The sequence below is a fragment of the Cupriavidus sp. FW306-1B-F12B genome, assembly GCF_058781795.1.
In genome coordinates this window covers 113,926-134,648 of the sequence record NZ_JBYSXC010000005.1, presented here as the reverse complement: position 1 = coordinate 134,648, position 20,723 = coordinate 113,926, and the positions used below count along the sequence as shown (strand labels likewise).

23 protein-coding genes and 1 pseudogene are annotated in these 20,723 nt (G+C 66.7%); 11 read left to right on the top strand and 13 right to left on the bottom strand.

Annotation, left to right across the window (positions count from 1 at the left end):
- The 8 genes and pseudogenes from AC3WLE_RS10690 to AC3WLE_RS10655 all read left to right on the top strand — a co-directional run.
- Positions 1-543, top strand: coding sequence for a nuclear transport factor 2 family protein (locus AC3WLE_RS10690; RefSeq protein WP_492357196.1), 543 nt, complete (start codon positions 1-3; stop codon positions 541-543).
- Positions 540-1,691 (top strand): amidase, encoded by a 1,152-nt coding sequence (locus tag AC3WLE_RS10685; RefSeq protein WP_492357197.1) that lies wholly within the window; start codon positions 540-542, stop codon positions 1,689-1,691. The genes AC3WLE_RS10690 and AC3WLE_RS10685 overlap by 4 nt, the downstream gene beginning before the upstream one ends.
- A gap of 17 nt (positions 1,692-1,708) precedes the next feature.
- A complete protein-coding gene (locus tag AC3WLE_RS10680) occupies positions 1,709-3,007 on the top strand; it encodes an aromatic ring-hydroxylating oxygenase subunit alpha (protein ID WP_492357198.1) in 1,299 nt (432 codons plus the stop codon).
- Positions 3,000-3,500 carry an aromatic-ring-hydroxylating dioxygenase subunit beta gene (locus AC3WLE_RS10675; protein ID WP_492357199.1) on the top strand — a complete coding sequence of 167 codons (501 nt, stop codon included), beginning with the start codon at positions 3,000-3,002 and terminating at the stop codon, positions 3,498-3,500. The genes AC3WLE_RS10680 and AC3WLE_RS10675 overlap by 8 nt, the downstream gene beginning before the upstream one ends.
- A gap of 5 nt (positions 3,501-3,505) precedes the next feature.
- A complete protein-coding gene (locus AC3WLE_RS10670; protein ID WP_492357207.1) occupies positions 3,506-4,249 on the top strand; it encodes an SDR family NAD(P)-dependent oxidoreductase in 744 nt (247 codons plus the stop codon).
- Between the two features lie 59 nt (positions 4,250-4,308).
- The gene (locus AC3WLE_RS10665) at positions 4,309-5,262 is read left to right on the top strand and encodes a PDR/VanB family oxidoreductase (protein WP_492357200.1); all 954 of its coding nucleotides are present in this window, start codon (positions 4,309-4,311) and stop codon (positions 5,260-5,262) included.
- Between the two features lie 58 nt (positions 5,263-5,320).
- Positions 5,321-6,241: a dioxygenase family protein gene (locus AC3WLE_RS10660; protein WP_492357201.1), complete on the top strand. Its 921-nt coding sequence runs from the start codon at positions 5,321-5,323 to the stop codon at positions 6,239-6,241.
- 11 nt (positions 6,242-6,252) lie between these two features.
- Positions 6,253-6,540, top strand: a pseudogene (locus AC3WLE_RS10655) (adenylate/guanylate cyclase domain-containing protein); the annotation flags it as partial.
- 177 nt (positions 6,541-6,717) lie between these two features.
- On the opposite strand, the gene flgL reads toward AC3WLE_RS10655, so the two are convergent.
- The 11 genes from flgL to flgB all read right to left on the bottom strand — a co-directional run bounded on the left by flgL (position 6,718) and on the right by flgB (position 17,498).
- A complete protein-coding gene (gene flgL, locus AC3WLE_RS10650; protein ID WP_492318117.1) occupies positions 6,718-7,947 on the bottom strand; it encodes a flagellar hook-associated protein FlgL in 1,230 nt (409 codons plus the stop codon).
- Positions 7,948-7,993: 46 nt separating this feature from the next.
- A complete protein-coding gene (gene flgK, locus AC3WLE_RS10645; RefSeq protein ID WP_492318118.1) occupies positions 7,994-9,913 on the bottom strand; it encodes a flagellar hook-associated protein FlgK in 1,920 nt (639 codons plus the stop codon).
- 210 nt (positions 9,914-10,123) lie between these two features.
- Positions 10,124-11,167 (bottom strand): flagellar assembly peptidoglycan hydrolase FlgJ, encoded by a 1,044-nt coding sequence (gene flgJ / locus AC3WLE_RS10640; protein WP_492318119.1) that lies wholly within the window; start codon positions 11,165-11,167, stop codon positions 10,124-10,126.
- Positions 11,168-11,169: 2 nt separating this feature from the next.
- Positions 11,170-12,339 carry a flagellar basal body P-ring protein FlgI gene (locus AC3WLE_RS10635; protein WP_410054210.1) on the bottom strand — a complete coding sequence of 390 codons (1,170 nt, stop codon included), beginning with the start codon at positions 12,337-12,339 and terminating at the stop codon, positions 11,170-11,172.
- Positions 12,323-13,021, bottom strand: coding sequence for a flagellar basal body L-ring protein FlgH (gene flgH, locus AC3WLE_RS10630; protein ID WP_492318120.1), 699 nt, complete (start codon positions 13,019-13,021; stop codon positions 12,323-12,325). Before flgH ends, AC3WLE_RS10635 begins: the two co-directional genes overlap by 17 nt.
- An 11-nt stretch (positions 13,022-13,032) precedes the next feature.
- Positions 13,033-13,818 (bottom strand): flagellar basal-body rod protein FlgG, encoded by a 786-nt coding sequence (gene flgG / locus AC3WLE_RS10625; protein WP_010812663.1) that lies wholly within the window; start codon positions 13,816-13,818, stop codon positions 13,033-13,035.
- A 54-nt stretch (positions 13,819-13,872) separates the two neighbouring features.
- A complete protein-coding gene (locus AC3WLE_RS10620; protein WP_492357202.1) occupies positions 13,873-14,616 on the bottom strand; it encodes a flagellar basal body rod protein FlgF in 744 nt (247 codons plus the stop codon).
- 26 nt (positions 14,617-14,642) lie between these two features.
- Entirely contained in the window at positions 14,643-15,869 is a 1,227-nt protein-coding gene (flgE, locus tag AC3WLE_RS10615; RefSeq protein ID WP_492357203.1) for a flagellar hook protein FlgE, read from the bottom strand.
- Positions 15,870-15,937: 68 nt separating this feature from the next.
- Complete coding sequence (gene flgD, locus AC3WLE_RS10610; RefSeq protein ID WP_010812666.1) at positions 15,938-16,603, bottom strand: flagellar hook assembly protein FlgD; 666 nt, start codon at positions 16,601-16,603, stop codon at positions 15,938-15,940.
- 55 nt (positions 16,604-16,658) lie between these two features.
- Positions 16,659-17,066, bottom strand: a complete 408-nt coding sequence (gene flgC, locus AC3WLE_RS10605) for a flagellar basal body rod protein FlgC (RefSeq protein ID WP_010812667.1) — start codon at positions 17,064-17,066, stop codon at positions 16,659-16,661.
- Between the two features lie 24 nt (positions 17,067-17,090).
- A complete protein-coding gene (gene flgB, locus AC3WLE_RS10600) occupies positions 17,091-17,498 on the bottom strand; it encodes a flagellar basal body rod protein FlgB (protein ID WP_010812668.1) in 408 nt (135 codons plus the stop codon).
- 246 nt (positions 17,499-17,744) lie between these two features.
- On the opposite strand from flgB, the gene flgA reads away from it, so the two are divergent.
- The 3 genes from flgA to AC3WLE_RS10585 all read left to right on the top strand — a co-directional run bounded on the left by flgA (position 17,745) and on the right by AC3WLE_RS10585 (position 19,473).
- The gene (flgA, locus tag AC3WLE_RS10595) at positions 17,745-18,536 is read left to right on the top strand and encodes a flagellar basal body P-ring formation chaperone FlgA (RefSeq protein WP_492357204.1); all 792 of its coding nucleotides are present in this window, start codon (positions 17,745-17,747) and stop codon (positions 18,534-18,536) included.
- A 161-nt stretch (positions 18,537-18,697) separates the two neighbouring features.
- The gene (flgM, locus tag AC3WLE_RS10590) at positions 18,698-19,006 is read left to right on the top strand and encodes a flagellar biosynthesis anti-sigma factor FlgM (RefSeq protein ID WP_492357205.1); all 309 of its coding nucleotides are present in this window, start codon (positions 18,698-18,700) and stop codon (positions 19,004-19,006) included.
- Between the two features lie 5 nt (positions 19,007-19,011).
- The gene (locus tag AC3WLE_RS10585; protein ID WP_492318126.1) at positions 19,012-19,473 is read left to right on the top strand and encodes a flagellar protein FlgN; all 462 of its coding nucleotides are present in this window, start codon (positions 19,012-19,014) and stop codon (positions 19,471-19,473) included.
- Between the two features lie 68 nt (positions 19,474-19,541).
- On the opposite strand, the gene AC3WLE_RS10580 is transcribed toward AC3WLE_RS10585, so the two are convergent.
- Positions 19,542-19,979, bottom strand: a complete 438-nt coding sequence (locus AC3WLE_RS10580) for a flagellar protein FlhE (protein ID WP_492318127.1) — start codon at positions 19,977-19,979, stop codon at positions 19,542-19,544.
- Positions 19,979-20,695, bottom strand: a complete 717-nt coding sequence (locus AC3WLE_RS10575) for an RNA polymerase sigma factor FliA (RefSeq protein WP_013951952.1) — start codon at positions 20,693-20,695, stop codon at positions 19,979-19,981. The genes AC3WLE_RS10580 and AC3WLE_RS10575 overlap by 1 nt, the downstream gene beginning before the upstream one ends.
- Between the last annotated feature and the right edge of the window lie 28 nt (positions 20,696-20,723).

The following is a 20,723-nucleotide window of genomic DNA, read 5'->3' as shown; positions in this document are numbered from 1 at the left end:
ATGACGCAAGCGCAGTGCATCGCGCAGTCCGGCGAGACCGGCGCCGCCGCAAGTCTCCTGGCAACCCGGATCGCCGCGCTCGAAGCCCAGAACGCGGCGCGGCGCACGCTGTCCCGCTATATGTCGTTGTGCGACGTGCCGGCGCCGAGCGATGCGCGTGACGGCGAACTGGAAGCCCTGTTCACCGGCGACGCCATATGGGAAGGCGTCGGCGCCGAATACGCCACCGGGTTCGGCCGGCACGTCGGACCGGCCGCCATCGGCGGCTTCCTGCGCGGCTACCTGCCGCCCTCGCCGCATTTCCTGCGCAACGTGCACTTCCTCACCAGCGAAGCGATGGTCGCGGAAGCGGGCGTCATGCGCGGCCACTGGATCATGCAGCAGCTATCGGTCTATGCCGGCGGGAAGAGCGAACTGATCTCGGCACGCCTGGCCGTCGAATTCGCGGTCGGCGCTGATGGATCCGCCCGCATCAGGCATTTCCAGACGGAGCGGTTGTCGTGCCTGGAGGTCGCGCTTGCGCGCAAGGAGACGCCGCAATGACCGCCTTCGTCTCACGCATCCGCCTGGGGGGCTCCGGTCCCGCCATCGCCATCAAGGATTCCATCGACATCGCGGGCTACCCCACGGCCGCGGGCAGCCGGGCGCTGCGCGATGCGCCGCCCGCTGTCGAGCACGCGGAAGTGGTGTCCCGGCTTCTCAATGCCGGCTGGTCCATCGTTGGCAAGACCACGATGCACGAACTCGCCTTCGGCATCTCGGGCATCAACGACTTTGCCGGCACACCGGTCAATCCCCAGGCTCCCGACCGGATTCCGGGTGGTTCTTCCAGCGGCTCCGCCGCCGCGGTAGCCGCCGGTGAAGTGCGCATCGCGCTGGGCACAGATACCGGCGGATCCATCCGCATGCCCGCGGCCTGTTGCGGAGTCGTTGGCCTGAAGCCGACCTTTGGCCGCGTCAGCCGACGCGGCGCGCATCCGGCCGAGTCTTCGCTGGATTGCGTTGGACCCTTTGCAGATGACGTCGCCGGCATCGTCGCCGCGATGGCGGTGATTGCGCCGGGCTTCGATCCATTGCAGGCGCACGGTGCCGGGCGGTGCTTCCGCATCGGCCTGCTGGACGAGGTGCAGGCGGACCCCGCGATTCTCGAAGCCGTCGCCAGTGCGCTATGCAAATCAGGCTTCTCCACGCAGCGCGTCCGACTCGACGGCATGAGCGCCGCTTATGAGGCCGGCATGCAGATCATCAGTGCCGAGACCTGGGCGGCCTTCGGCCACCTGACCGGCTCGGATGCATTGCAGGCCGATGTCGAGCAACGCCTGATCGCCGCGAGCCAGGTCGGGCGCGACGATCTGTTGCAGGCCGAAGTCGTGCGCCACGCATTCATGGCGCAGGTCGACGCCGTGTTCGACGAAGTCGACGCGATCGTGCTGCCCACGCTTCCCGGATTGCCCCCAACCCTTGCCGCAGTCCGCGAAGGAGCGCCGATCCTTGGCCTGACCTCGCTGGTGCGGCCCTTCAACCTGAGCGGCCATCCCGCACTCACCCTGCCCGTGCCGCTGCCCGGCGTCCCCGGCATCCCAATCAGGGCCGGGCTCCAGATCGTCGGACGCAAGCGTGACGACGAAACGGTCTGCGCCATCGCCACCCGGATCGAGCGCGCGGTCGCTGCCGATGGTGCCTCCCACTGAACCCACGGAGAACTAGCATGTGTTCCCACGATACCCACGATAGCTACCAGCCGCTGACCTTCGCGGCAAAGCCTGAGCAACTGGTGCAGGCGGACCGCGTGGACGGTTCGATGTACTACGATCCCGGCCTGTTCGAGCTCGAGCAAGAGCGCATTTTCTACAAGACCTGGATCTGGGTCGCGCACGAGAGCGAAATCCGTAATCCCGGCGACTTCAAGACCACGAAGATTGGCCGCCAGCCCGTCATCGTCGTGCGCGACAAGACCGGCGCCATCCGCGTGCTCGAGAATCGCTGCCGCCATCGCGGCGCCACGGTGTGCGAGAAGTCGAAAGGCAATGCCACCGGATTCACCTGCCCATACCATAGCTGGTCCTACGGCCTGGACGGCAAGCTGCGCGCCCTGCCCTACCCCGACGGCTACGAGGACATCCTGGACAAGACGGAACTGCCGCTGCGCTCCCTGCGCGTGGACAGCTACGCCGGCATGGTCTTCGCCAGCTTCAACCAGGATGTGGAGCCGCTCGGCGACTTTCTCGGCGAAGCAAAGCGCTGGATCGACCTGTTCATGAAGCAGGGCGCGGGCTACCCCATCAAGACCCAGGGCGAACACAAGTTCCGCTTCCGGGGCAACTGGAAGATCCAGCTCGAGAACACCACCGACGGCTACCACTTCCCGATCGTCCACAAGTCGTGGATGTCGTCGGTGGATGAAGAGACGTCCGAGATGCTGTCCTTCATGACCGACGAAAAGGCGGTCACCCACGCGCTGGGCAACGGCCACAGCGTGATGGTGATGGTGCCCGGGCACGTCGACCTCGACCAGGACGACGGCACGGAGCCGTTGCAGGAACGCTTCGCGCACGTGACCGAGGCGCTCTCAAAAGAGATGCCGCCCGAGCAGGTGCGCCGCATCGTCCGTTCGCTGCATGGCGCGGGCTTCAACCTGAACCTGTTCCCCAACGTCGCGATGTCGATGGCCTTCTTCCGCGTGCTGCATCCGGTATCGGCGACGGAAACCGAGATTCGCCACATTGCCCTGGGCATGGACGGCGGCCCCGAGATCGCCAACCGCGAGCGGCTGCGCATCCATGAGCACTTCCAGGGCCCCTTCGGCTTCGGCAGTCCTGACGACGCCGAAGCCTGGGAGCGCGTGCAGCGCGGCTCGTACGCCGGCAAGGACGTGCCGATCCTGGTCAACCGCGGCCTGAACCGCGAAGTCGTCGCCGACAACGGCGACAAGATCTCGCACGCCACCGACGAAGGCGGCATGCGCGAAGCCTACCGCATGTGGAAAAGGATGATGAGCGATGAATAAGCCGAACGAACTGTCCATGGTCTCGCCCTCGCTGCAGCTTGCCACCGAGTTCATCTGGCGCGAGGCGGAACTGCTCGACCGCAAGAACTATCACCAGTGGGCCGGACTGTGGAGCGACACCGGCCACTACGTGGTGCCGATCGACCCGGATACCACCGACTTCGAGACCACGCTGAACTACGCCTACGACGACGCGCGCATGCGTGACATGCGTATCGAGCGCCTGACCTCCGGCAACTCTGTGTCGGCCGTCGATGCCGCCCGCACCGTGCGCACCGTCTCGCGCTTCACCGAGGTATCGCGTTCGGCCGACGTCATCGAGGTCAGCTCGGCGCAGGTCCTGGTTGCGTACAAGCGCGAGATCCACACGCTGTTCGCGGCAGACCTGACACACCGCCTGCGCTTCACGCAGGAAGGCATCCGCCTGGAACAGAAGGTGGTGCGCCTGATCAACTCGACCGACAGCCTGAACGCTCTCGGATTCCTGCTGTAGGAGGCATCATGCAACGAGTTGCCCTGATCACCGGCGCCGCCCGCGGCCTCGGCGAAGTCATCGCGCGCCGCATGCACGCCGCCGGGTACCGGGTGGCGCTTGGCGACCTCGACTTCCGTGCGGCATGCGCCGTCGCCGATTCACTGGATCCCTCCGGCGCATCGGCCATCGGCCTTGCCCTCGACGTGACCGACAAGAGCGCGTTCGAGTCAGCCCTGGCGGCATTGCAGGAGCGCTGGGGCGGCACCGACGTGCTGGTCAACAACGCTGGCAAGTCCAAAGTGTCGGCGCTGATGGATATCAGCCCTGAAGAGTTCGACCAGGTGGTGGCCATCAACCTGCGCGGCACCTTCGTCGGCTCGCAGGTGTTCGGCGCGCATTTCGCGCAGCGTGGCTTCGGCCGCATCGTCAATATCGGCTCGCTCGCCGGCCAGAGCGGCGGCACCGCCACTGGCGCGCACTACGCCGCGGCAAAGGGCGGTGTCGCGGTCCTGACCAAAGTCTTCGCGCGCGAGCTCGCTGCGCATGGGGTGACCGTGAACTGCGTCTCGCCTGGTCCGCTGGACCTGCCGATCGTGCACGAAACCGTGCCAGCGGACCGGCTCGACGCGATTCGCCGGTCGATCCCCGTCCAGCGGCTCGGATCGCCAGAGTATGTGGCGGATATCGTGCTGCTGCTGGCCGCCGACGCCGCGGGCGCGGTCACGGGGGCCAGCTGGGACGCGAACGGCGGCCTCCTGATGCGCTGAATTTGCGCCGATCATGCGCACGAAATCTGGTTCAAGGTAGATAGTCTGGAAGGGTAGTCATGTACAAAGTCAGAGTCGAAAAGGTTGTGGAAGAGGCAGTCGGCATTCGCTCATTCCGCCTCGTACCCTGTGATGGCGCGGCGCTTGCGCCGTATGAGCCGGGGGCTCACGTCGACGTGCTCGGGCCGACCGGCGTCACACGCCAGTATTCCCTGTGCAGCCCGCCCGACGATACGTCTGGCTACCTGATCGCAGTGAAGCGCGAGGACGCCTCGCGTGGTGGCTCCGCCGCCCTGCACGAGAGCGTGCAGGAAGGCGCGGAACTGACCATCAGTGCCCCGCGCAACCTGTTCAGCCTCGAGGAGGGGGCCAGCGAGTACCTGCTGTTCGCCGCCGGCATCGGCATTACGCCGCTGCTGAGCATGGCGTACCGTCTGAACCGGCTCGGCCAGCCGTATCACCTGCACTACTTTGTGCGCTCGCGGGAGCATGCGGCCTTTGTCCATCTGCTGGAGTCCGAAGCGTTCGAGGGCAAGGTGACGTTCCACATGGCCAAGGAGCGCGATGCTGTAGGGCACGTGCTTGCCGGCTGCATGGCGAATGCAGCGCCGGGCGCGCTCGCCTATACCTGCGGACCTGCGGCCTTCATGCGCCGCGTCGTCGAGGAGGGCGAGCGCAGCATTGGGCCGGATGCGGTTCACCTGGAGCACTTCCAGGCCGATCCCGAGGCGGCGAGTCTGGCGGCCGGAGCCTTCGAGGCCGAGTTGGCGCAGAGTGGAAAGGTCATTGTCGTCCCGGAAGGCACTTCGCTCGTCGATGCCCTGCAGGCAGCTGGCTGCGATATCGACACCGAATGCCGCGAAGGCATTTGCGGCACGTGCGTGGTGCCCGTGATCGCGGGCGAGCCGGATCACCGCGACAACTGCCTCTCCAAGAAGGAGAAGGCGTCCAACCAGCAAATCTGTGCCTGCGTGTCGCGCTCGCGCACGGTGCGCATCGTTCTGGATCTGTAGCACGGCGGCCCTGCGCCGCTTCCAACCATCAATACCCCAAACAAAAGGAGACTCCATCATGGCTGAAATGCATGCCGCACAGCTGCTTGAACTGGTGAACAGCCGCCGCATCGGCAAGGACGGCAACGAGCGCGTGCGCGCCATCACCGCGCGCATCGTCGGCGACCTGTTCCGCACCATCGACGAATTCGACGTCAAGCCAGATGAATTCTGGGCCGCCGCCCAATGGCTAACCCGTCTGGGGCAGGCCGACATGATCGGCCTCATCACCGCCGGTCTCGGCTTCGACCGCCTGCTCGACATCCGCGAGGATGAGGCCGACCTGGCTGCCGCACGCGCCTCTGGCACGTCGCGCGCCATCGAGGGCCCGCTCTACGTGCCCGGCGCCCCGCTGTGCCGCAACGAGGTTCGTCTGGACGCCGGCAACGAGGACAAGGGCACACCGTTCGTCATGGAAGGGCAGGTGCTCGGCACCGATGGCCGACCCGTGCCGTACGCCGTGGTCGACGTCTGGCACTGCAATGAATTCGGTCGCTACTCCCACTTCGACCCGTCCCAGCCAGATTACAACCTGCGCCGCCGCATCGAGACCGACGAACTCGGCCGCTATCGCTTCCGCAGCTTCCTGCCGCCCGGTTACGCGATTCCGCCCAACAGCCCGGTATCCGAGCTCTTCGATCTGCTGGGCCGTCACGGCAACCGCCCCGCGCATATCCACTTCCTCGTTTCCGGTGAGGGCAAGCGTGCGCTGACCACGCAGATCAACATTCCGGGAGACACCTACCTGGACGACGATTTCGCCTTTGCCACGCGTGACGGGCTCATTGTGGAGCTTGAGCAGGCTAAAAGCGCTGCAGGGTATGAGTCGCTCGAAATCACCGCCCCATTCACCCGGATCCGGTTCGACTTCCGCTTGCAGGATGCGGCGAACGAACGCGAGGCGCTTCCCGCCAGCCGGTACGAGACTGCACGGGGCTAAGGCAGTGCAGGGGCTTCGGGTTGCAGATGCGGATCGGACTGAATAGTGGCCCAGTGGTCGCCGGCGTCATTGGCAAACGGAAGTTCATCTACGATTTATGGGGTGATGCGGTTAACACTGCCAGCCGGATGGAATCCCACGGTGTCGCCGGGCGCGTGCAATTGACGGATGCCACGCGGCGCTTGCTTGGAAGAGAGTTCCTTGTGGAAGAGCGGGGAGCCATTGAGGCGAAAGGCTTAGGCACACTTCATACGTGGTTCCTGACTGGCCGAGGTTCCACCATCCTAATAGCACATTAGTTTGCGCAATAACTGGGCTTCCGCCATTGCGCAGCCGCACTGGACCGCACTCAGTGCTCAACGCGATCTACGAGTGCGACTTCTTCCGGTTCAGGTTTAGCGATGTGAGGGACGAACAAAGGTTGGAAAGTTCGTCCCTCACAACAGGAGGCACATCAGCGCCGCGCCCCACCCGCCTTACAGATACTTAAACAAATTCATCCCCTGTATTTGCATGAACGACTGCTGCGCCCCCTGCAGCGCCGTCTGCCGCTGGTAGTACTCGGTAATCGCCTTCGCGTAATCCAGATCCTGCAGCCCCGACAGCGTCTGCGCATACGTCAGGTCACGATTGGATCCCACGTCGTCCAGCGCATCCAGTTCATTCATGCGCGAACCCACCGATGCCCGCACGGTCAGCACGTTGTCGAGCGAGTTGGAGAACTGGCGCGTGGCGGTGGAGATGACGTTGCCGAGATGGGCCCGATCGCTGCTGTCGGGCGTGGGCTGGCGCAGCGTGTCGATCACGGTCTGCAGGTTGGCGAACATGTCGGTGCCGGCCTCGCTGGCGGGAGCCATGGTCATGGTGTCGCCGTCCTTGGGATCGCCGGTCACGTTGAAGCTGACGCCGGCGACGTCGATATGGGCTGGCGACGTGTAGGCTACGGGCCCCTTCACGACCGGCGCGGGGGTCGTGCCTGCCGACAGGTTGGTGATGGTGTACTCCATCTGGCCGCTGGCATTGGTCGCAAACTTGACCTCCATCGAGAGCCCGTAGTCGGGATCGCTCGGGTTCGTGGTCGACACCGTGCCGAACGTGGCGCTGCCGGTGTTGTTGGCATTGCCCTTGACGACATAGCCGGCGCCGCCGGTCACGCTCATGAACACTTCGCGCCCGGTGTTGCCGGCGGGCATCTGGCGCGCCACATCGACCTGCAGCAGTTGCTGGCCGTTGTCGCCGATGTAGGTGCCCGGACCCTTGCTCTGCGTGAACGGCGCGCTGCCGGAGCGGGTGCCGCCGAACAGGTACTGGCCGTTGCCGTCGTCGGAGTTGGCCAGACCCACCAGTTGGTTGTACAGGCCTTCCAGCGCCGTGGCCAGCGAGCCGCGGTCGGCATCGCTCATGGTGCCGTTGCCGGCCTGCACCAGCAGCGTCTGGATGTTCTGCGTGACGGTGGTCACCGACTGCAGCGCGTTCTCTTCCGCAGCCAGCGCGATATTGGCCTGCTTGCGTGAGGTAGCGTACTGGCCGTTGACGGCCTGGGCCTGGCTCACGCCCAGCGCGCGGGTGGCGCCGACGGGGTCGTCGGACGGCGTCAGGATGCTGCGGCCGGTGCCGAGCTGCTGCTGGATATGCAGCAGCGAGCCCTGCTGGTAGTTCATCGAAGCCAGGCCTTGCTGGTACAGGGTGGAGCTTGCAACGCGCATATTGGTTACCTCTTCTGACTCTGCTGACGCTGGTGGGTGCCGCCGCTTACCTGCCGATGCCGATGATGGTGTCGAACAGCGTGCCGGCCGTCTGGATCACCCGGGCGTTGGCCTGGTACAGCTGCTGGAAGCGCAGCATCGACACGGTCTCCTCGTCCATGTTGACGCCGGACACCGATTGCTGCGCGGTCTTGATCTGGGTGGTGATGCTGTCCTGCGAGGCAGAGGCGATCTTGACCGACTTGGCACGCGTGCCGACGTCGTTGACCAGCTGGGCATAGCCCTCGCTGAAGCTGGACACGCCACCGATGGTCTTGGCGTTCTGCAGCTTGGCAAGCGCCAGCATGTTGCCGTTGTCCTTGACCGCGCCGGCGTTGCTGCTCAGCGTGAAGGTGTCGCCCGTCGCGGGCGTGCCGCCGAAGCTGAAGGTCAGGCCGTTGAGGGTGTAGTCGGTATTGCTGCCGTTGGGCACGGGCGTTGGCTGGGTCGCGAGTGGTCCGTTGGCATCGCTGAAGACATAGTTGGCTCCGTCGAACCTGGCGGTGATCGTGCCGGACAGCAGTGAATAGCCGGGCGCGACCTTGCCCAGGCTGGCCGTTCCGTTGCCCTTGTTCGATGCCGCCGCGTCGGCGCGAGCCGGCGATGCCGCGGCGATCCTGGCCGGGTCGCTGATCGCCATGTCGAAGCCGGTGGCGGCATTGCGCGTGGGCTGGATCGTGAACGAATCGTTGGTGCCCATCGCCGCGTTGATCTCGACGGTAAAGCCGTCGGCGCTGAACTGCAGCGGGTAGCTGGCGCCGCCGGCGGGCACCGGCGTGACCACCTGCTGGTTGTCGGAGAGGCGCGTCAGCGTGTAGTTGGTACCGTCGAACTGCAGCTTGTAGTCGCTGGTGGTCAGGGCCGAGGCATTGTCGATCCTGGCCGTTGCCACCGTGGTCTTCACGGTGTTGTTGGCGTTGGGGATCGAGGTCGCGCTACCCAGTTCAAACATGTCGGTGCCAATGGCGCCGTTCAGGTCGATGCCCAGCTTGTGCTGCGCATTGAAGCTCTGGCCGATCGCCAGCGACAGCCGGCCAATGGCACTCTGCGCCGCGTCCAGGGATTCGGTGCGGAACTGCAGCAGGCCGCCCAGCGAACCGCCGGTGATCGCGCCCGGCTCGCTCTCGAACACGTTGCCGTTGGGCAGGGTGTAGGCCACCACGGTGCGGTTGGGATCGGCCGCCGAGGCAACCGCCTTCAGCTCGTACGCATCATTGCCCATCACCAGCGGCTGGCCGTTGCCGACGAAGACGTTGTAGGTGCCGCTGTCCTGCACCACCACCTTGGCGCCGACCAGCTTGGTCAGCTCGGCCACGGCCTGGTCGCGCTGGTCGAGCAGGTCGTTGGGCGGCTGGCCGCCGGAGGCAGCCTTCAGGCGGGTGATTTCCTGGTTCAGGTTGGCAATCTGCTTGGTATATGCGTTGACCTGCGTGACGGCGGTGCCGACCTGCTCGTTGACGCCCGATTGCAGCTGCTTGAAGTAGTTGCTGGCCGAGCGCACCTGCCCCACCAGCGCCTGTCCCGCCGACAGCATTCCCTGGCGCGCTGCCGGATCGGCCGGTGTGTCGGCCACGGCCTGCACCGCCGCGAAGAACTTCTGCATCAGCGGCGCCAGGCCGCCCTTCTGGTCGGCGAGCAGGTTGTCGATCTGGGCGATCTGGTCCGAGTACGCCGCCAGCGATGCGCTGGCCGAGGTGGCGCCGCGCAGCTGGCCGGTCAGGAACTCGTCATAGACGCGGATCACCGTGGTGGTGTTGGAGCCGAAGCCATAGAAACCCTGGCTGGTGTACTGACCGCCGGCCGAGGCCACGATGGTGTTCTGGCGCGAATAGCCTTCGGTCGCCGAATTGGCAAAGTTGTGGCCGGTCGTCGTCAGCGCGTTCTGCGCGGTGTTCAGGCCGGAAAGACCAATACTGAAGAGAGACATTGTGCTCTGACCCCGGATTGATGGGACTGCCGCGGCAAGGGCCGGCGGTGGTGGATGTGGAAGTTATCGGCTGGTTGGGGCGGGACTTTAGGTGTGGAAGTGGCGCTTTCCAGATCCCGGCTGGTTTGCTCCCCTCTCCCGCGTGCGGGAGAGAGGAGCCGCGTTCATACGGTGTCAGCTACGGCCGGCGCCAGTGCAACACCCCTGCCCTCAGGCCGCCACCTTCTTCATGATCTTCACCAGCTTGTGCCCGTACGCCGGATCGGTGGCATAGCCCGCACGCTGCAGGCCATGCGCCGCCTCTTCAGCGGACGCCGCGCTGACCACGCCCGCATAGCGCGGGTTGTTGGTCAGCAGGCGGGCATAGTCGGCACAGGCCTCGTCATACGAGCCATAGGCACGGAACTTCGCCCGCACCTTCTGCGGCTGCCCGTCGACATACTCCGTGGTGGTGATCTCGGCCACGCGCCCCTTCCAGCTGGCGCCGGCCTTGATGCCGAAGACGTTGAAGGTGGTGGAGCCGTCGGCGTGCGTGATCTCGCGCTGGCCCCAGCCTGATTCCAGCGCGGCCTGCCCTACGATCAGCCGCGCCGGCACGCCGCTGGCGCGCGCGGCGGCTTCCGCGGGTCCGGCCATGCGGGCGACAAAGGCGCTGACGTGGGCCGGCGCGTCGTCCGGCAGCCTGCCAAGCCGGTCGTCACCCTGGCCGCGATCCGCATAGGATTGCGGCTGATACTGGCGCAGCCCTGCGGTGGGATTCCAGTTCTGCCCCGGCACGATGGTGCCGATGGCAGGCAGGTCGGCCAGCTCGCCGGCGTCGGCAGGCATGGCACCCGCGCCGCGGCTGTCAAGCAGCCTTGCCATCTCGGCATCCGCGGCCTTGCCTGATTCGGCCGGGCTCATGGCATTCATGCCGGCCGGCATCGGCGTGCCGGTGGCGCGCGCCAGCTGGCGCACCATCACATCGGCCAGGCCAATGCCGCGCGACGACATCTGCTGCGCCAGCTGCTGGTCCATCATCGACATATAGAGCTTGCTCTGCTCATTGTCGAACAGGCCATCCTGCGGCGTGGCATCGCGCATGCTCTTGAGCACCATCTGCGTGAACACCGCCTCGAACTGCTTGGCGACTGCCTGCAGCGTATTGGCGTCGGCGCCGCCGCGCGCGCTGTGCTTGAGCGCCTCGAAACCCTGTGTGTCCAGCGCGAAGCGCTGCGTCAGCTCTGCCGCCTGCGGGGGTCGTGCCGTGTTCATGGTCAGATGACTTCCAGCTCGGCACGCAGCGCCCCGGCCGCGCGCATGGCCTCCAGGATGGTCTGCAGGTCGGCCGGAGTCGCACCCAGCGCGTTCAGCCCCTTGACCACGGCGGCCAGCGAGGCACCCGCCTTGACGATCTGCAGCGAGCCGCCCTGCTGCTTCATGTCGATCTGCGACACCGGCGCCACCACTGTCTGGCCGCCGCTGAACGGCGCGGGCTGGCTGATCACCGGTTGCGTGTTGATCACCACCGACAGGTTGCCATGCGCCACCGCGCAGTCTTCCACGGTCACGGCCTGGTTCATCACGATGGAGCCGGTGCGGGCGTTCAGGATCACCTTGGCCGCGGCCTTGGCCGGGGTCACGTCGATATTCTCGATGCGGGCCAGGAAGCCCACGCGCGCAGCCGCCGAGGCCGGCGCACGCACCTGCACCACGCGGCCATCCAGCGCCGCGGCAACGCCGCCGCCCATGGAGCGGTTGATGGCCTCCACCACGCGCTCGGCGGTGCCGAAATCGGTGTCCTTCAGTTCCAGGTTGAGTACGCCGCCATCCGGCTGGAACGGCGCCACCGCGCGCTCGACGATCGCGCCGTTGGCGATGCGCCCCACCGCCAGCTGATTGATCTGCACCTTGCTGCCGTTGGCTGACGCGCCCGCGCCGCCCACCAGCATATTGCCCTGGGCGATGGCATAGACCTGGCCGTCGGCGCCCTTGAGCGGGGTCATCAGCAGCGTGCCGCCACGCAGGCTCTTGGCATTGCCCATCGACGACACCACGATGTCCAGCTGGCTGCCGGGCTGCGCGAACGCGGGCAGCGAGGCGGTCACCATCACCGCCGCCACGTTCTTGAGCTGCATGTTCTTGCCGGCCGGCAGCGTGATCCCCAGCTGCGAGAGCATGTTGGTCAGGCTCTGCGTGGTGAACGGCGTCTGCATGGTCTGGTCGCCGGTGTTGTCCAGGCCGACCACCAGGCCGTAGCCCACCAGCGGGTTCTCGCGCACGCCCTGGAACGTGGCCAGGTTCTTCAGGCGCTCGGCCTTGGCGACGCTGGCAAAGGCGCCAAAGGCCACGCCCAGCGCCAGGCTGATCACGCTCAGGCGCAGCAGGCGGGACAGGAAACGGGCGAGCATCGGAGCAGACATGGCGCGGTCAGAACGGAGAAACATTGAGGAAGAAGCGCTGCAGCCAGCCCATGTTCTGCGCTTCGTCGATCACGCCCTTGGCGGTGTATTCGATGCGCGCATCGGCCACCTGGGTTGAGGGCACGGCGTTGTCGCCGGTGATCGTGCGCGGGTTGACCACGCCGGAGAAACGGATGAACTCGGCACCCTGGTTGATGGCCATCTGCTTTTCGCCGGAGACCACCAGGTTGCCGTTGGCCAGCACCTCAAGCACGGTGACGGTGATGGTGCCGTTGAAGGTGTTGGCCGCGCTGGCGCCGCCGCTGGCCTTGAGCGTGTTGGCGCCATTGATGCTGGCGTTCGAGCTGCTGCTGAACAGCCCGGCCAGCGCCTTGGGCACGGCGTCGAATGCCAGCGACGTGTTGCCGTTGCGGCTGGCGTTGGTGCCCGAGTTCTTGCTGGCGTTGACGTTCTCGGTGATGACGATCGTCAGGATGTCGCCGACATTGCGCGGACGGCGATCCTCGAACAGCGGGTTGCCGGCATACGAGGACGCGAAGATCGAACCGGTGGCCGGACCCATCGGCCGCGGCTCTGCGCGCGCGGTGGTGGGCAGTTGCACCAGCGGCTCGCGCGGCATCAGCGCGCAGCCGCCGCTGGCCAGCATTGCCACGCCGGCCAGGCAAACCAGCGCATGCGCGCCCAGGCGGGAAAGCAAGGTGGCCATGTTCACACCAGTCAACCCAGTTGCGACAGGCGCTGCAGCATCTGGTCGGATGCCTGCACGGCCTTGCTGTTGATCTCATACGCGCGCTGCGTCTGGATCATGCTGACCAGCTCTTCCACCACGTTCACGTTGGACGCTTCCACGTAGTTCTGCTGCACCACGCCAGCGCCGTTCAGGCCCGGTACGGTGGTGTTGGGCGCGCCCGAGGCATCGGTCTGCACGTACAGGTTCTCGCCCATGCTTTCCAGGCCGGCCGGGTTCATGAAGGTGGCCAGCTGCAGCTGCCCCACCTGCACGTTGGCGCTGGAGCCCGGCTGCGTCACCGACACGGTACCGTCGCGCGCGATGGTCATCGACAGCGTGTTGGCCGGGATAGTGATGGCAGGCTGGATCACGAAGCCGCTGGAGGTCACCAGCTGGCCGTTCTGGTCCACCTGGAACGATCCGTCGCGCGTGTACGCGGTGGTGCCGTCGGGCAGTGCCACCTGGAAGAAGCCCTGGCCCAGGATGGCCACGTCCTTGGCATTGCCGGTCTGCTGCGGGTTGCCCTGGGTGTGGATGCGCTCGGTGGCCACGGGGCGCACGCCGGTGCCCAGCTGCATGCCGGAAGGCAGCGTGGTCTGGTCCGATGACAGCGCGCCGGGCTGGCGGATGGTCTGGTACATCAGTTCCTCGAACACCGCGCGGCCGCGCTTGAAGCCGTTGGTCGACACGTTGGCCAGGTTGTTCGAGATCACGTCCATCTGCGTCTGCTGCGCATCGAGGCCGGTCTTGGCAATCCAGAGAGAGCGGATCATGGGGGTCCTTGCGTTGGTGCTGGCACGGCGCGCCGTGCCGGTCAGTCATTCAGGTCAGTTGGTCGAGAGCAGCTGGTTGGCGCGCTGCTCGTTGCCGTCGGCGCCCTGGATCATCTTCATCTGCATCTCGAAGCGGCGGGCATTGGCGATCATCTCGACCATGGCCTCGGTCGGGTTGACGTTGCTGCCTTCCAGCGCGCCCGAGATCACGCGCACGGTGGGATCGGCCTCCAGCGGCTGCGCGCCGGGGCGCAGGCGGAACAGGCCGTCGTCGCCGCGCGCGATGGCATCGTTGGGCGGGTTGACCACGCGCAGCCGGCCCACCTGCGCCAGGCCGGCAGAGGCTTCGCCGGGGCCGCGCGCGGTGATGGTGCCGTCGGTGCCGATGGTTACCTGCGAGCCCGGCGGCACCGCCAGCGGACCGCCGTCGCCCATCACCGGCAGGCCGGAGATGGTCTGCACCTGGCCGTCCTGCGCCACCTGCAGCGCGCCGGCACGGGTATAGGCTTCGCTGCCATCCAGTGCCTGCACCACCAGCCAGCCATTGCCCTGCAGCGCCACATCGAGCGTGCGGCCGGTGTAGGTCAGCGGGCCGGCGCGCATGTCCGCACCGGGAGTCGAGGCCAGCGCAAAGGCGCGCGTGCCCGCCTCCGGCCCGACCACCGGCACCGCGCGATACAGGTTGACCTGCGCGCGGAAGGCCGGCGTGGAGACGTTGGCGAGGTTGTTCGATACCGCCGCTTGCTGGTCGAGTATCTGCTTGGCGCCCGACAGGGCGGTGTAGATCATGCGGTCCATGGCGGCGGCTCAGCTCAGCGTGGCGGTCACAGGTTGACCAGGGTCTGCATGACCGTGTCCTGCGCCTTGATGGTCTGCGCATTGGCCTGGTAGTTGCGCTGCGCAACGATCAGGTTGACCAGCTGGCCGGACAGATCCACGTTGGAAGCTTCCACCGCATTGGAGCGCAGCGTGCCCATGCTGCCGCCGGCCACGCCGACCAGCGCCTGGCCGGAGGCACCGGTGGCCGACCACACGTTGTCACCTTCCGGCTTCAGGCCTTCGACGTTGCCGAATGCGGCCATCACGATCTGGCCGAGCGGCTTGGTCTGCTCGTTGGAATAGTTGCCGGTGATGGTGCCGTCGCCATTGACCGAGAAGCCCAGCAGGCTGCCCGAGGTGTAGCCGTTCTGGCTGAGCTGCTTGACGTCGTTGTCGGCGCCGAACTGGGTGGTGCCGGTCAGGTCCAGCTTCATCGCCATGGCCTGCGCGCCGTTGACGGCCGGCTGGGTCAGGGTGACGGCGCCGGCCGCGGGCGACTGCAGAGCGCCCGCGTTGTCGAACGCGAGCGTGACCGGTGCGCCGCCGACCGCGTTGCCGTTGACGTCGGTCACGTACATCCGCCAGTCGGTGCCACCAGCGACGGTCGGGGCGCCTGCCGACTTGGCGAAGTACGCCATCAGCTGCTGCTTGTTGCCCAGCGAGTCATAGACGTTGATCGCCGTGCTGTAGTTGAACATATTGCTGGTCGGCGGCGAGCCGGCCGCACTGGCGAAGGCCTGCGTCGGCACAGTAGCGCGCGAATCCAGCTGGAACTTGGCGGTGATGCTGCTGGTGGCGCGGGGCTCCATCTGGGCGTTGCTGATGACCAGCGGCTGCGGCTGCACGCCTGCGCCGCCAGCCACGCCTGCCGGATAGCCGGTCACTTGCAGGCCCTGCATATTGGTGATGCGGCCGTCTTCCTGGCGCTGGAACTGGCCATTGCGCGAGTAGTAGACCGCGCCTTCCGGGCTGGTCAGGCGGAAAAAACCATTGCCGTTAGTGATGGCCACATCCAGCGAGCGGCCGGAGGCCTCGATATTGCCCTGGTTGAACGACTGGACCACGGAGTTCACGCGCACGCCCAGGCCGATCTTGGTGCCCGCGTAGATGTCGGCAAACTGCGCTGCCGATTGCTTGTAGCCAACCGTGTTGGCATTGGCGATGTTGTTGCCAATCACGTCCAGATTGGACGCGGCGGCGTTCAGGCCGCTTACCCCTTGACCGAAACCCATGATTGCTTCCTTTTGACTAGGCTGTCGTTGAAGCCGGCCGGCGCCTGTGCGCTGCCGGCACCTGCGTACTAGAGAATGCGGCGCACGTCGTCGACGTTCGCGGTCTGTCCGTCGCCCAGGTCCACCAGCACGCCGCTGGCGTCGCCGCTGATGCTCTGGACCTTGCCGTAGACCAGCGCCACCGGCTGCACCGAGGTGCCGTTGGCGGTGGCGGTCACCTTGAAGGTGTAGTCGCCGTCGGCCACGGCCGCGCCGGCGTTGTTCTTGCCGTCCCATGCGACGTTGTGCACGCCCGCGGTCTGCCCTTTCATGTCAATGGTGCGCACCACGTTGCCGTCCTTGTCGAGCACGTCGACGGTGACCGCATCCGCGGTCGACGGCAGGTCCAGGCCGAACTTGCCCGGCACGCCGCCTGCCACCGACACCTGCTTGCCCGGCACCATCACGGTATGGCCGATCAGCGCTGCGGAGTCCATGGCGCGGCTGGCGCTGACCTGCGACAGCAACTGCGACAGCGTGGCGTTCATGGTCTGCATGCCGCTGACCGTGCTGATCTGCGCCAGCTGCGAGGTCAGCTGCGCGTTGTCCATCGGATTGAGCGGGTCCTGGTTGTTCATCTGCGTGACGAGCATGGTCAGGAAGTTGTTCTGCAGCTCGGACGCGCTGGCGCTGCCGCTCTTGAGGGCGTCGTTGATGCCCTGGGTGTTGCTGCCTACCGCGGAGGTGGTTGTCATGTCGGTTCGTTGTCTGCGTGCTGGTGGAGGCGTTGCCGATACAGGCCGGGGCTTGTCACTGGCCGATCGTCAGCGTCTTGAGCATCATGTTCTTGGCGGTGTTGAGCACTTCCACATTGGCCTGGTAGGAGCGCGAGGCCGAGATCATGTTGACCATCTCTTCCACCGGATTGACGTTGGGCATCACCACGTAGCCCTGGGCATTGGCCATGGGGTGCGTGGGGTTGTGCACCATGCGCGGCGGCGACGGGTCTTCCGACACGCCTCGCACCTGCACGCCGCCGATGTCCGTCTGCCCCGGCGTGGGCGCCATGCCAAACACGACCTGCTTGGCGCGATAGGCCTGGCCGTCGGGGCTGACCACGCTGTCGGCATTGGCCAGGTTGGAAGCGGTCACGTTCATGCGCTGCGACTGCGCGGCCATGGCCGAGCCCGCGACGTCGAAGATGTTCATTGCCGGCATGCGCTCTCTCCCTTACTGCTCGATTTATTGCTGGATCGCGGCCAGCATGGTCTTGATCTTGGAATTCATCACCGTCAGGCCGGACTCGAAGTGCACGGCGTTGTCGGCGAAGGCCACGCGCTCGGCATCCATTTCCACGGTGTTGCCGTCGACGCTGGACTGCAGCGGGATGCGGTAGGCCAGGTCGAATTCCTCGCGCCCCGGGGCCTGCGCGGGCAGATGGCGCACCGAGGTGGTGGACAGCGACATGCCTTCATTGCGGTGGCCGCGTTCGACGCTCTGCGCCAGCGTGCTGGAGAAATCAAAATCGCGCGCCTTGTAGCCGGGCGTGTCCGCGTGCGCGATGTTGGAGGCAATCACCGACTGCCGCTGGTTGCGCAGGCTCAGCGCTTCCTGCTGGAAACGTAGTGCCGCGTCGAGTCTGTCAATCATCCTGGCATCTCCCTGCTCACATGAACGGAGCGAACGACCTTCTTCAGGGTTGCCATCTTAGGCGGCGACCTGTCACGCCAATCGGATGAATAAGGACGGGAAATCCATGCATTTCGGCCCGCCCTCGCGCGAGGGGCTGCCTACAATGGGACCCCGATGACAGATGTAGACGGGGCGCGCAGCCAGTCACGGGGCCGGGCGCCAGGCATGCCGTGCATGCCGTGCCGTCCTTGCCGGGAAGTCCAGATGAAACAGAATCGCCGCAACGCCCGCAGCCTGGCGCAAGCCCTGCTGGCGGCCTGCCTGCTTGGCCCGGCCGCCGCCGGTGCCGCGCCCGCGCAGGTCATGCCCGTCGCCATGCAGGCGCCGGCCGCGCACGGGCAGCAGCAGGCCGCTCATGCAGGCAATCCCGCTGCCAGCCCCTTTGCCGAAGACCCCGCGCGCGTTGCCGTGGAACGCTTCCTGCTGCAGCAGACCGCCGGCCTGCCGGGCAAGGTCAGCGTGCAGGTGGCACCGCCTTCGGGTGGGCGCGCGCCGGATTGCCTTGCGCCCGACCCGTTCCTGCCCGCCGGCACGTCGCCGTGGGGCCGCGTCTCCGTCGGCGTGCGCTGCGGCGGTGAGCGGCCGTGGGTGCGCTACATGCAGGCGCGCGTGGCGGTGCTGACCGATTACTACGTCGCCGCGCGCGCGCTGGGCCCGGGCGAGCCGGTCGGCCAGGCCGATATCGAAGTCCGCCAGGGCGACCTGGGCACGCTGCCGCGCGCGGTGATCACCGACCCGGCGCAGCTTGCCGGCGCGCTCACCGCCAACCGTATTGCCGCCGGCTCGCCGATACGCGCCGACCTGCTGCGCAAGGCCATCGCCGTGCGCCAGGGCCAGACCGTCACCGTGGCCGTGGAAGGCGATGCCTTCCAGATCACCAGCGAAGGCAAGGTGCTGGCCGACGCCGCCACCGGCAACACCGTGCAGGTGCGCCTGCGCAGCGGCCAGGTGGTCAACGGGCTGGTGCGCAGCGGTGACACCGTGGTGCTGCAGTAACCCGCCGAAAGTGCCTTGATCGTGGCCAAAAGACTGGAAACCCGTGGCGGGCGGCATGCGAAAATGCCGCCGAAACCGCCGCGCGGCGAAATCGGGGCGAGCGCCCTAAAGAATTCGCCGGCGCGACCGTAATGCCATAGGAAACCAGCAAGGAACGCCCCGTGAAGATCAACCACACCGCCTCGTCCCGGCCCGCCGACGCCCCCGCGGACGCCGCCGCCGCCCGGCCCCAGGCCGCGCCGGCCAGCGCCGCGGCGCCGTCCGCCGGCCTGAGCGTCAGCCCGCTGGCCGCCCAGGTGCGCGACATCAGCGCCCGCCTGACGCAGCCCGCGGACGACGATATCGACACCGCCAAGGTCGAAGAGATCCGCCAGGCCATCGCCGAGGGCCGGATCAAGATCGACCCGGGCAAGATTGCCGACGGCCTGCTCGCGACCCTGCGCGAGCTTGGCCAGGCCGAACCGCGATAGCCCAAATGAACCAGAGCCTGATCCAGTCCCTGCAGCGCGAAACCGAAGGCATCCAGGCCTTCGGCCAACTCCTCGCCGAAGAGCGCGACGCCCTCAAGCGGGGCGACTTCCAGTCCCTGAGCGGACTGCTGACGCGCAAGGTTGAACTGGGCCAGGCCCTGTCCCGCCAGCTCAAGGCCCGCGAAGCCCAGATGGGCGCGCTGGGCCTGCGCGCCGGCCCCGAAGGCCAGCTGCTCGGCCGCCAGGTCGACCCGGCGGTGGCCGATGCCTGGCGCGGGCTGATCTTTGCGGCCCGCACCGCGCGTGACGCCAATGCGCTCAACGGGGCGGTTGTGGACGCCCACCTCGATTTCACCCGTGAAGCCATCCAGGCGCTGCGCCAGCATAGTGGCGGGGATGCGGGGTTGTATGGGAAGGATGGGAAGGCGGCGGCTGGGGTGGGTGGGGTGAGCCTGGCGGCGGGTTGAGGGGATCGCCAGATGTTCCGTTCTTTCGTCACTTATTCAGAAGTGACGAAAGAACGGAACATTCACTCCTACCGAAACCCCACCACCACCTCATTACTCCGCCCCTGAAGCACCGGCACCAGGCTCCCCTGCCCCGGCACCCGGAACGCAAATACAAAGCCCTTGGTGGCATCATCCCCGAAGAACGCATCGGTCTTCCCTTCCGCCTGCGGCAGCAGCACGCAGCGCTGGGCATTGCAGAGATAGGCTTGCAGTTCCAGCGGTGGGGTCTTGGCGAAGCTGTAGCGCCAGCGCACCGAGGTGATGACCCCTTCTGACTGCGGCAAGACGCCGGTGGGCAGGATCGGCGGCGACACCGCGCGCTGTCCGCGGCAGTGGAGTGCCGGCCCGTTGACCGATCCGGTCCAGGCATGGCGGGTGCCGCCCTCAATGGCGGCCCAGGCGCAGGCCGATACGGCAGCCAGCAGCCAGCAAGCGCCGCGCGCGGCGCGGCCCAGCGCCTGCATCACAGCAAGCCGCGCAACTGGTTGCGCAGCCGCGTGATCGCCTGGCCGCGGATCTGGCACACGCGCGACTCGGTCACATCGAGCACCGCGCCGATCTCGCGCAGGTTCAGTTCCTGGTCATAGCACAGCGACAGCACCAGCTTCTCGCGCTCCGGCAGCCGGTCGATGGCGCGGATCAGCGCCTCGCGCATGCCGCTTTCCATCAGCACGGTCAGCGGGTTGCCGTCATCGCTGCCGCCAAGGTGCCGGTCCAGGAAGTCTTCTTCGCCGGAGCGCTCGAAATCCTCGTAGTGCAGCAGCTGGCAGCCATAGACCTCATTGAGCAGCAACTGGTATTCGTCCAGCGCCATCTCCATGGCCTCGGCCACTTCGGAGTCGACCGGTGCGCGCCCGAGCTTCTGCTCCAGCCCGCGCTGCGTGCGCTCGATGCGCCGGGTGAACTGGCGCAGGCTGCGCGACTGCCAGTCGTTGGCGCGCACCTCGTCAAGCATGGCGCCGCGGATACGCTGGCTGGCATAGGTTTCGAAGCGCGCGCCGTGGGTGTCTTCATAACGCTTGGCGGCATCCAGCAGGCCGATCATGCCGGCCTGGATCAGGTCGTCGATCTGCACGCTGGCAGGCAGCCTGGCGGCCAGTTGCAGGGCGATGCGGCGCACCAGCTGTGCATGCGCCTTGACCACATCGGCCTGTTCGAGCTTTCCCTGGATCGTGTACATGGTGCAATTCTCGTGAATGCTGGATTGC

Excerpts from the sequence above, each read along its gene's own strand:
- AC3WLE_RS10665 (WP_492357200.1), top strand. The coding sequence starts at position 4,309 with ATGTACAAAGTCAGAGTCGAAAAGGTTGTGGAAGAGGCAGTCGGCATT.
- AC3WLE_RS10675 (WP_492357199.1), top strand. The coding sequence starts at position 3,000 with ATGAATAAGCCGAACGAACTGTCCATGGTCTCGCCCTCGCTGCAGCTT.
- flgD (WP_010812666.1), bottom strand. The coding sequence starts at position 16,603 with ATGACAACCACCTCCGCGGTAGGCAGCAACACCCAGGGCATCAACGAC.
- AC3WLE_RS10635 (WP_410054210.1), bottom strand. The coding sequence starts at position 12,339 with ATGTTTCTCCGTTCTGACCGCGCCATGTCTGCTCCGATGCTCGCCCGT.
- AC3WLE_RS10620 (WP_492357202.1), bottom strand. The coding sequence starts at position 14,616 with ATGGACCGCATGATCTACACCGCCCTGTCGGGCGCCAAGCAGATACTC.
- AC3WLE_RS10580 (WP_492318127.1), bottom strand. The coding sequence starts at position 19,979 with ATGCAGGCGCTGGGCCGCGCCGCGCGCGGCGCTTGCTGGCTGCTGGCT.
- AC3WLE_RS10575 (WP_013951952.1), bottom strand. The coding sequence starts at position 20,695 with ATGTACACGATCCAGGGAAAGCTCGAACAGGCCGATGTGGTCAAGGCG.
- flgB (WP_010812668.1), bottom strand. The coding sequence starts at position 17,498 with ATGATTGACAGACTCGACGCGGCACTACGTTTCCAGCAGGAAGCGCTG.
- flgG (WP_010812663.1), bottom strand. The coding sequence starts at position 13,818 with ATGATCCGCTCTCTCTGGATTGCCAAGACCGGCCTCGATGCGCAGCAG.
- flgH (WP_492318120.1), bottom strand. The coding sequence starts at position 13,021 with ATGGCCACCTTGCTTTCCCGCCTGGGCGCGCATGCGCTGGTTTGCCTG.
- flgC (WP_010812667.1), bottom strand. The coding sequence starts at position 17,066 with ATGCCGGCAATGAACATCTTCGACGTCGCGGGCTCGGCCATGGCCGCG.
- flgE (WP_492357203.1), bottom strand. The coding sequence starts at position 15,869 with ATGGGTTTCGGTCAAGGGGTAAGCGGCCTGAACGCCGCCGCGTCCAAT.
- AC3WLE_RS10680 (WP_492357198.1), top strand. The coding sequence starts at position 1,709 with ATGTGTTCCCACGATACCCACGATAGCTACCAGCCGCTGACCTTCGCG.
- AC3WLE_RS10685 (WP_492357197.1), top strand. The coding sequence starts at position 540 with ATGACCGCCTTCGTCTCACGCATCCGCCTGGGGGGCTCCGGTCCCGCC.
- flgL (WP_492318117.1), bottom strand. The coding sequence starts at position 7,947 with ATGCGCGTTGCAAGCTCCACCCTGTACCAGCAAGGCCTGGCTTCGATG.
- AC3WLE_RS10660 (WP_492357201.1), top strand. The coding sequence starts at position 5,321 with ATGGCTGAAATGCATGCCGCACAGCTGCTTGAACTGGTGAACAGCCGC.
- flgA (WP_492357204.1), top strand. The coding sequence starts at position 17,745 with ATGAAACAGAATCGCCGCAACGCCCGCAGCCTGGCGCAAGCCCTGCTG.
- AC3WLE_RS10690 (WP_492357196.1), top strand. The coding sequence starts at position 1 with ATGACGCAAGCGCAGTGCATCGCGCAGTCCGGCGAGACCGGCGCCGCC.
- flgJ (WP_492318119.1), bottom strand. The coding sequence starts at position 11,167 with ATGAACACGGCACGACCCCCGCAGGCGGCAGAGCTGACGCAGCGCTTC.
- flgK (WP_492318118.1), bottom strand. The coding sequence starts at position 9,913 with ATGTCTCTCTTCAGTATTGGTCTTTCCGGCCTGAACACCGCGCAGAAC.
- AC3WLE_RS10585 (WP_492318126.1), top strand. The coding sequence starts at position 19,012 with ATGAACCAGAGCCTGATCCAGTCCCTGCAGCGCGAAACCGAAGGCATC.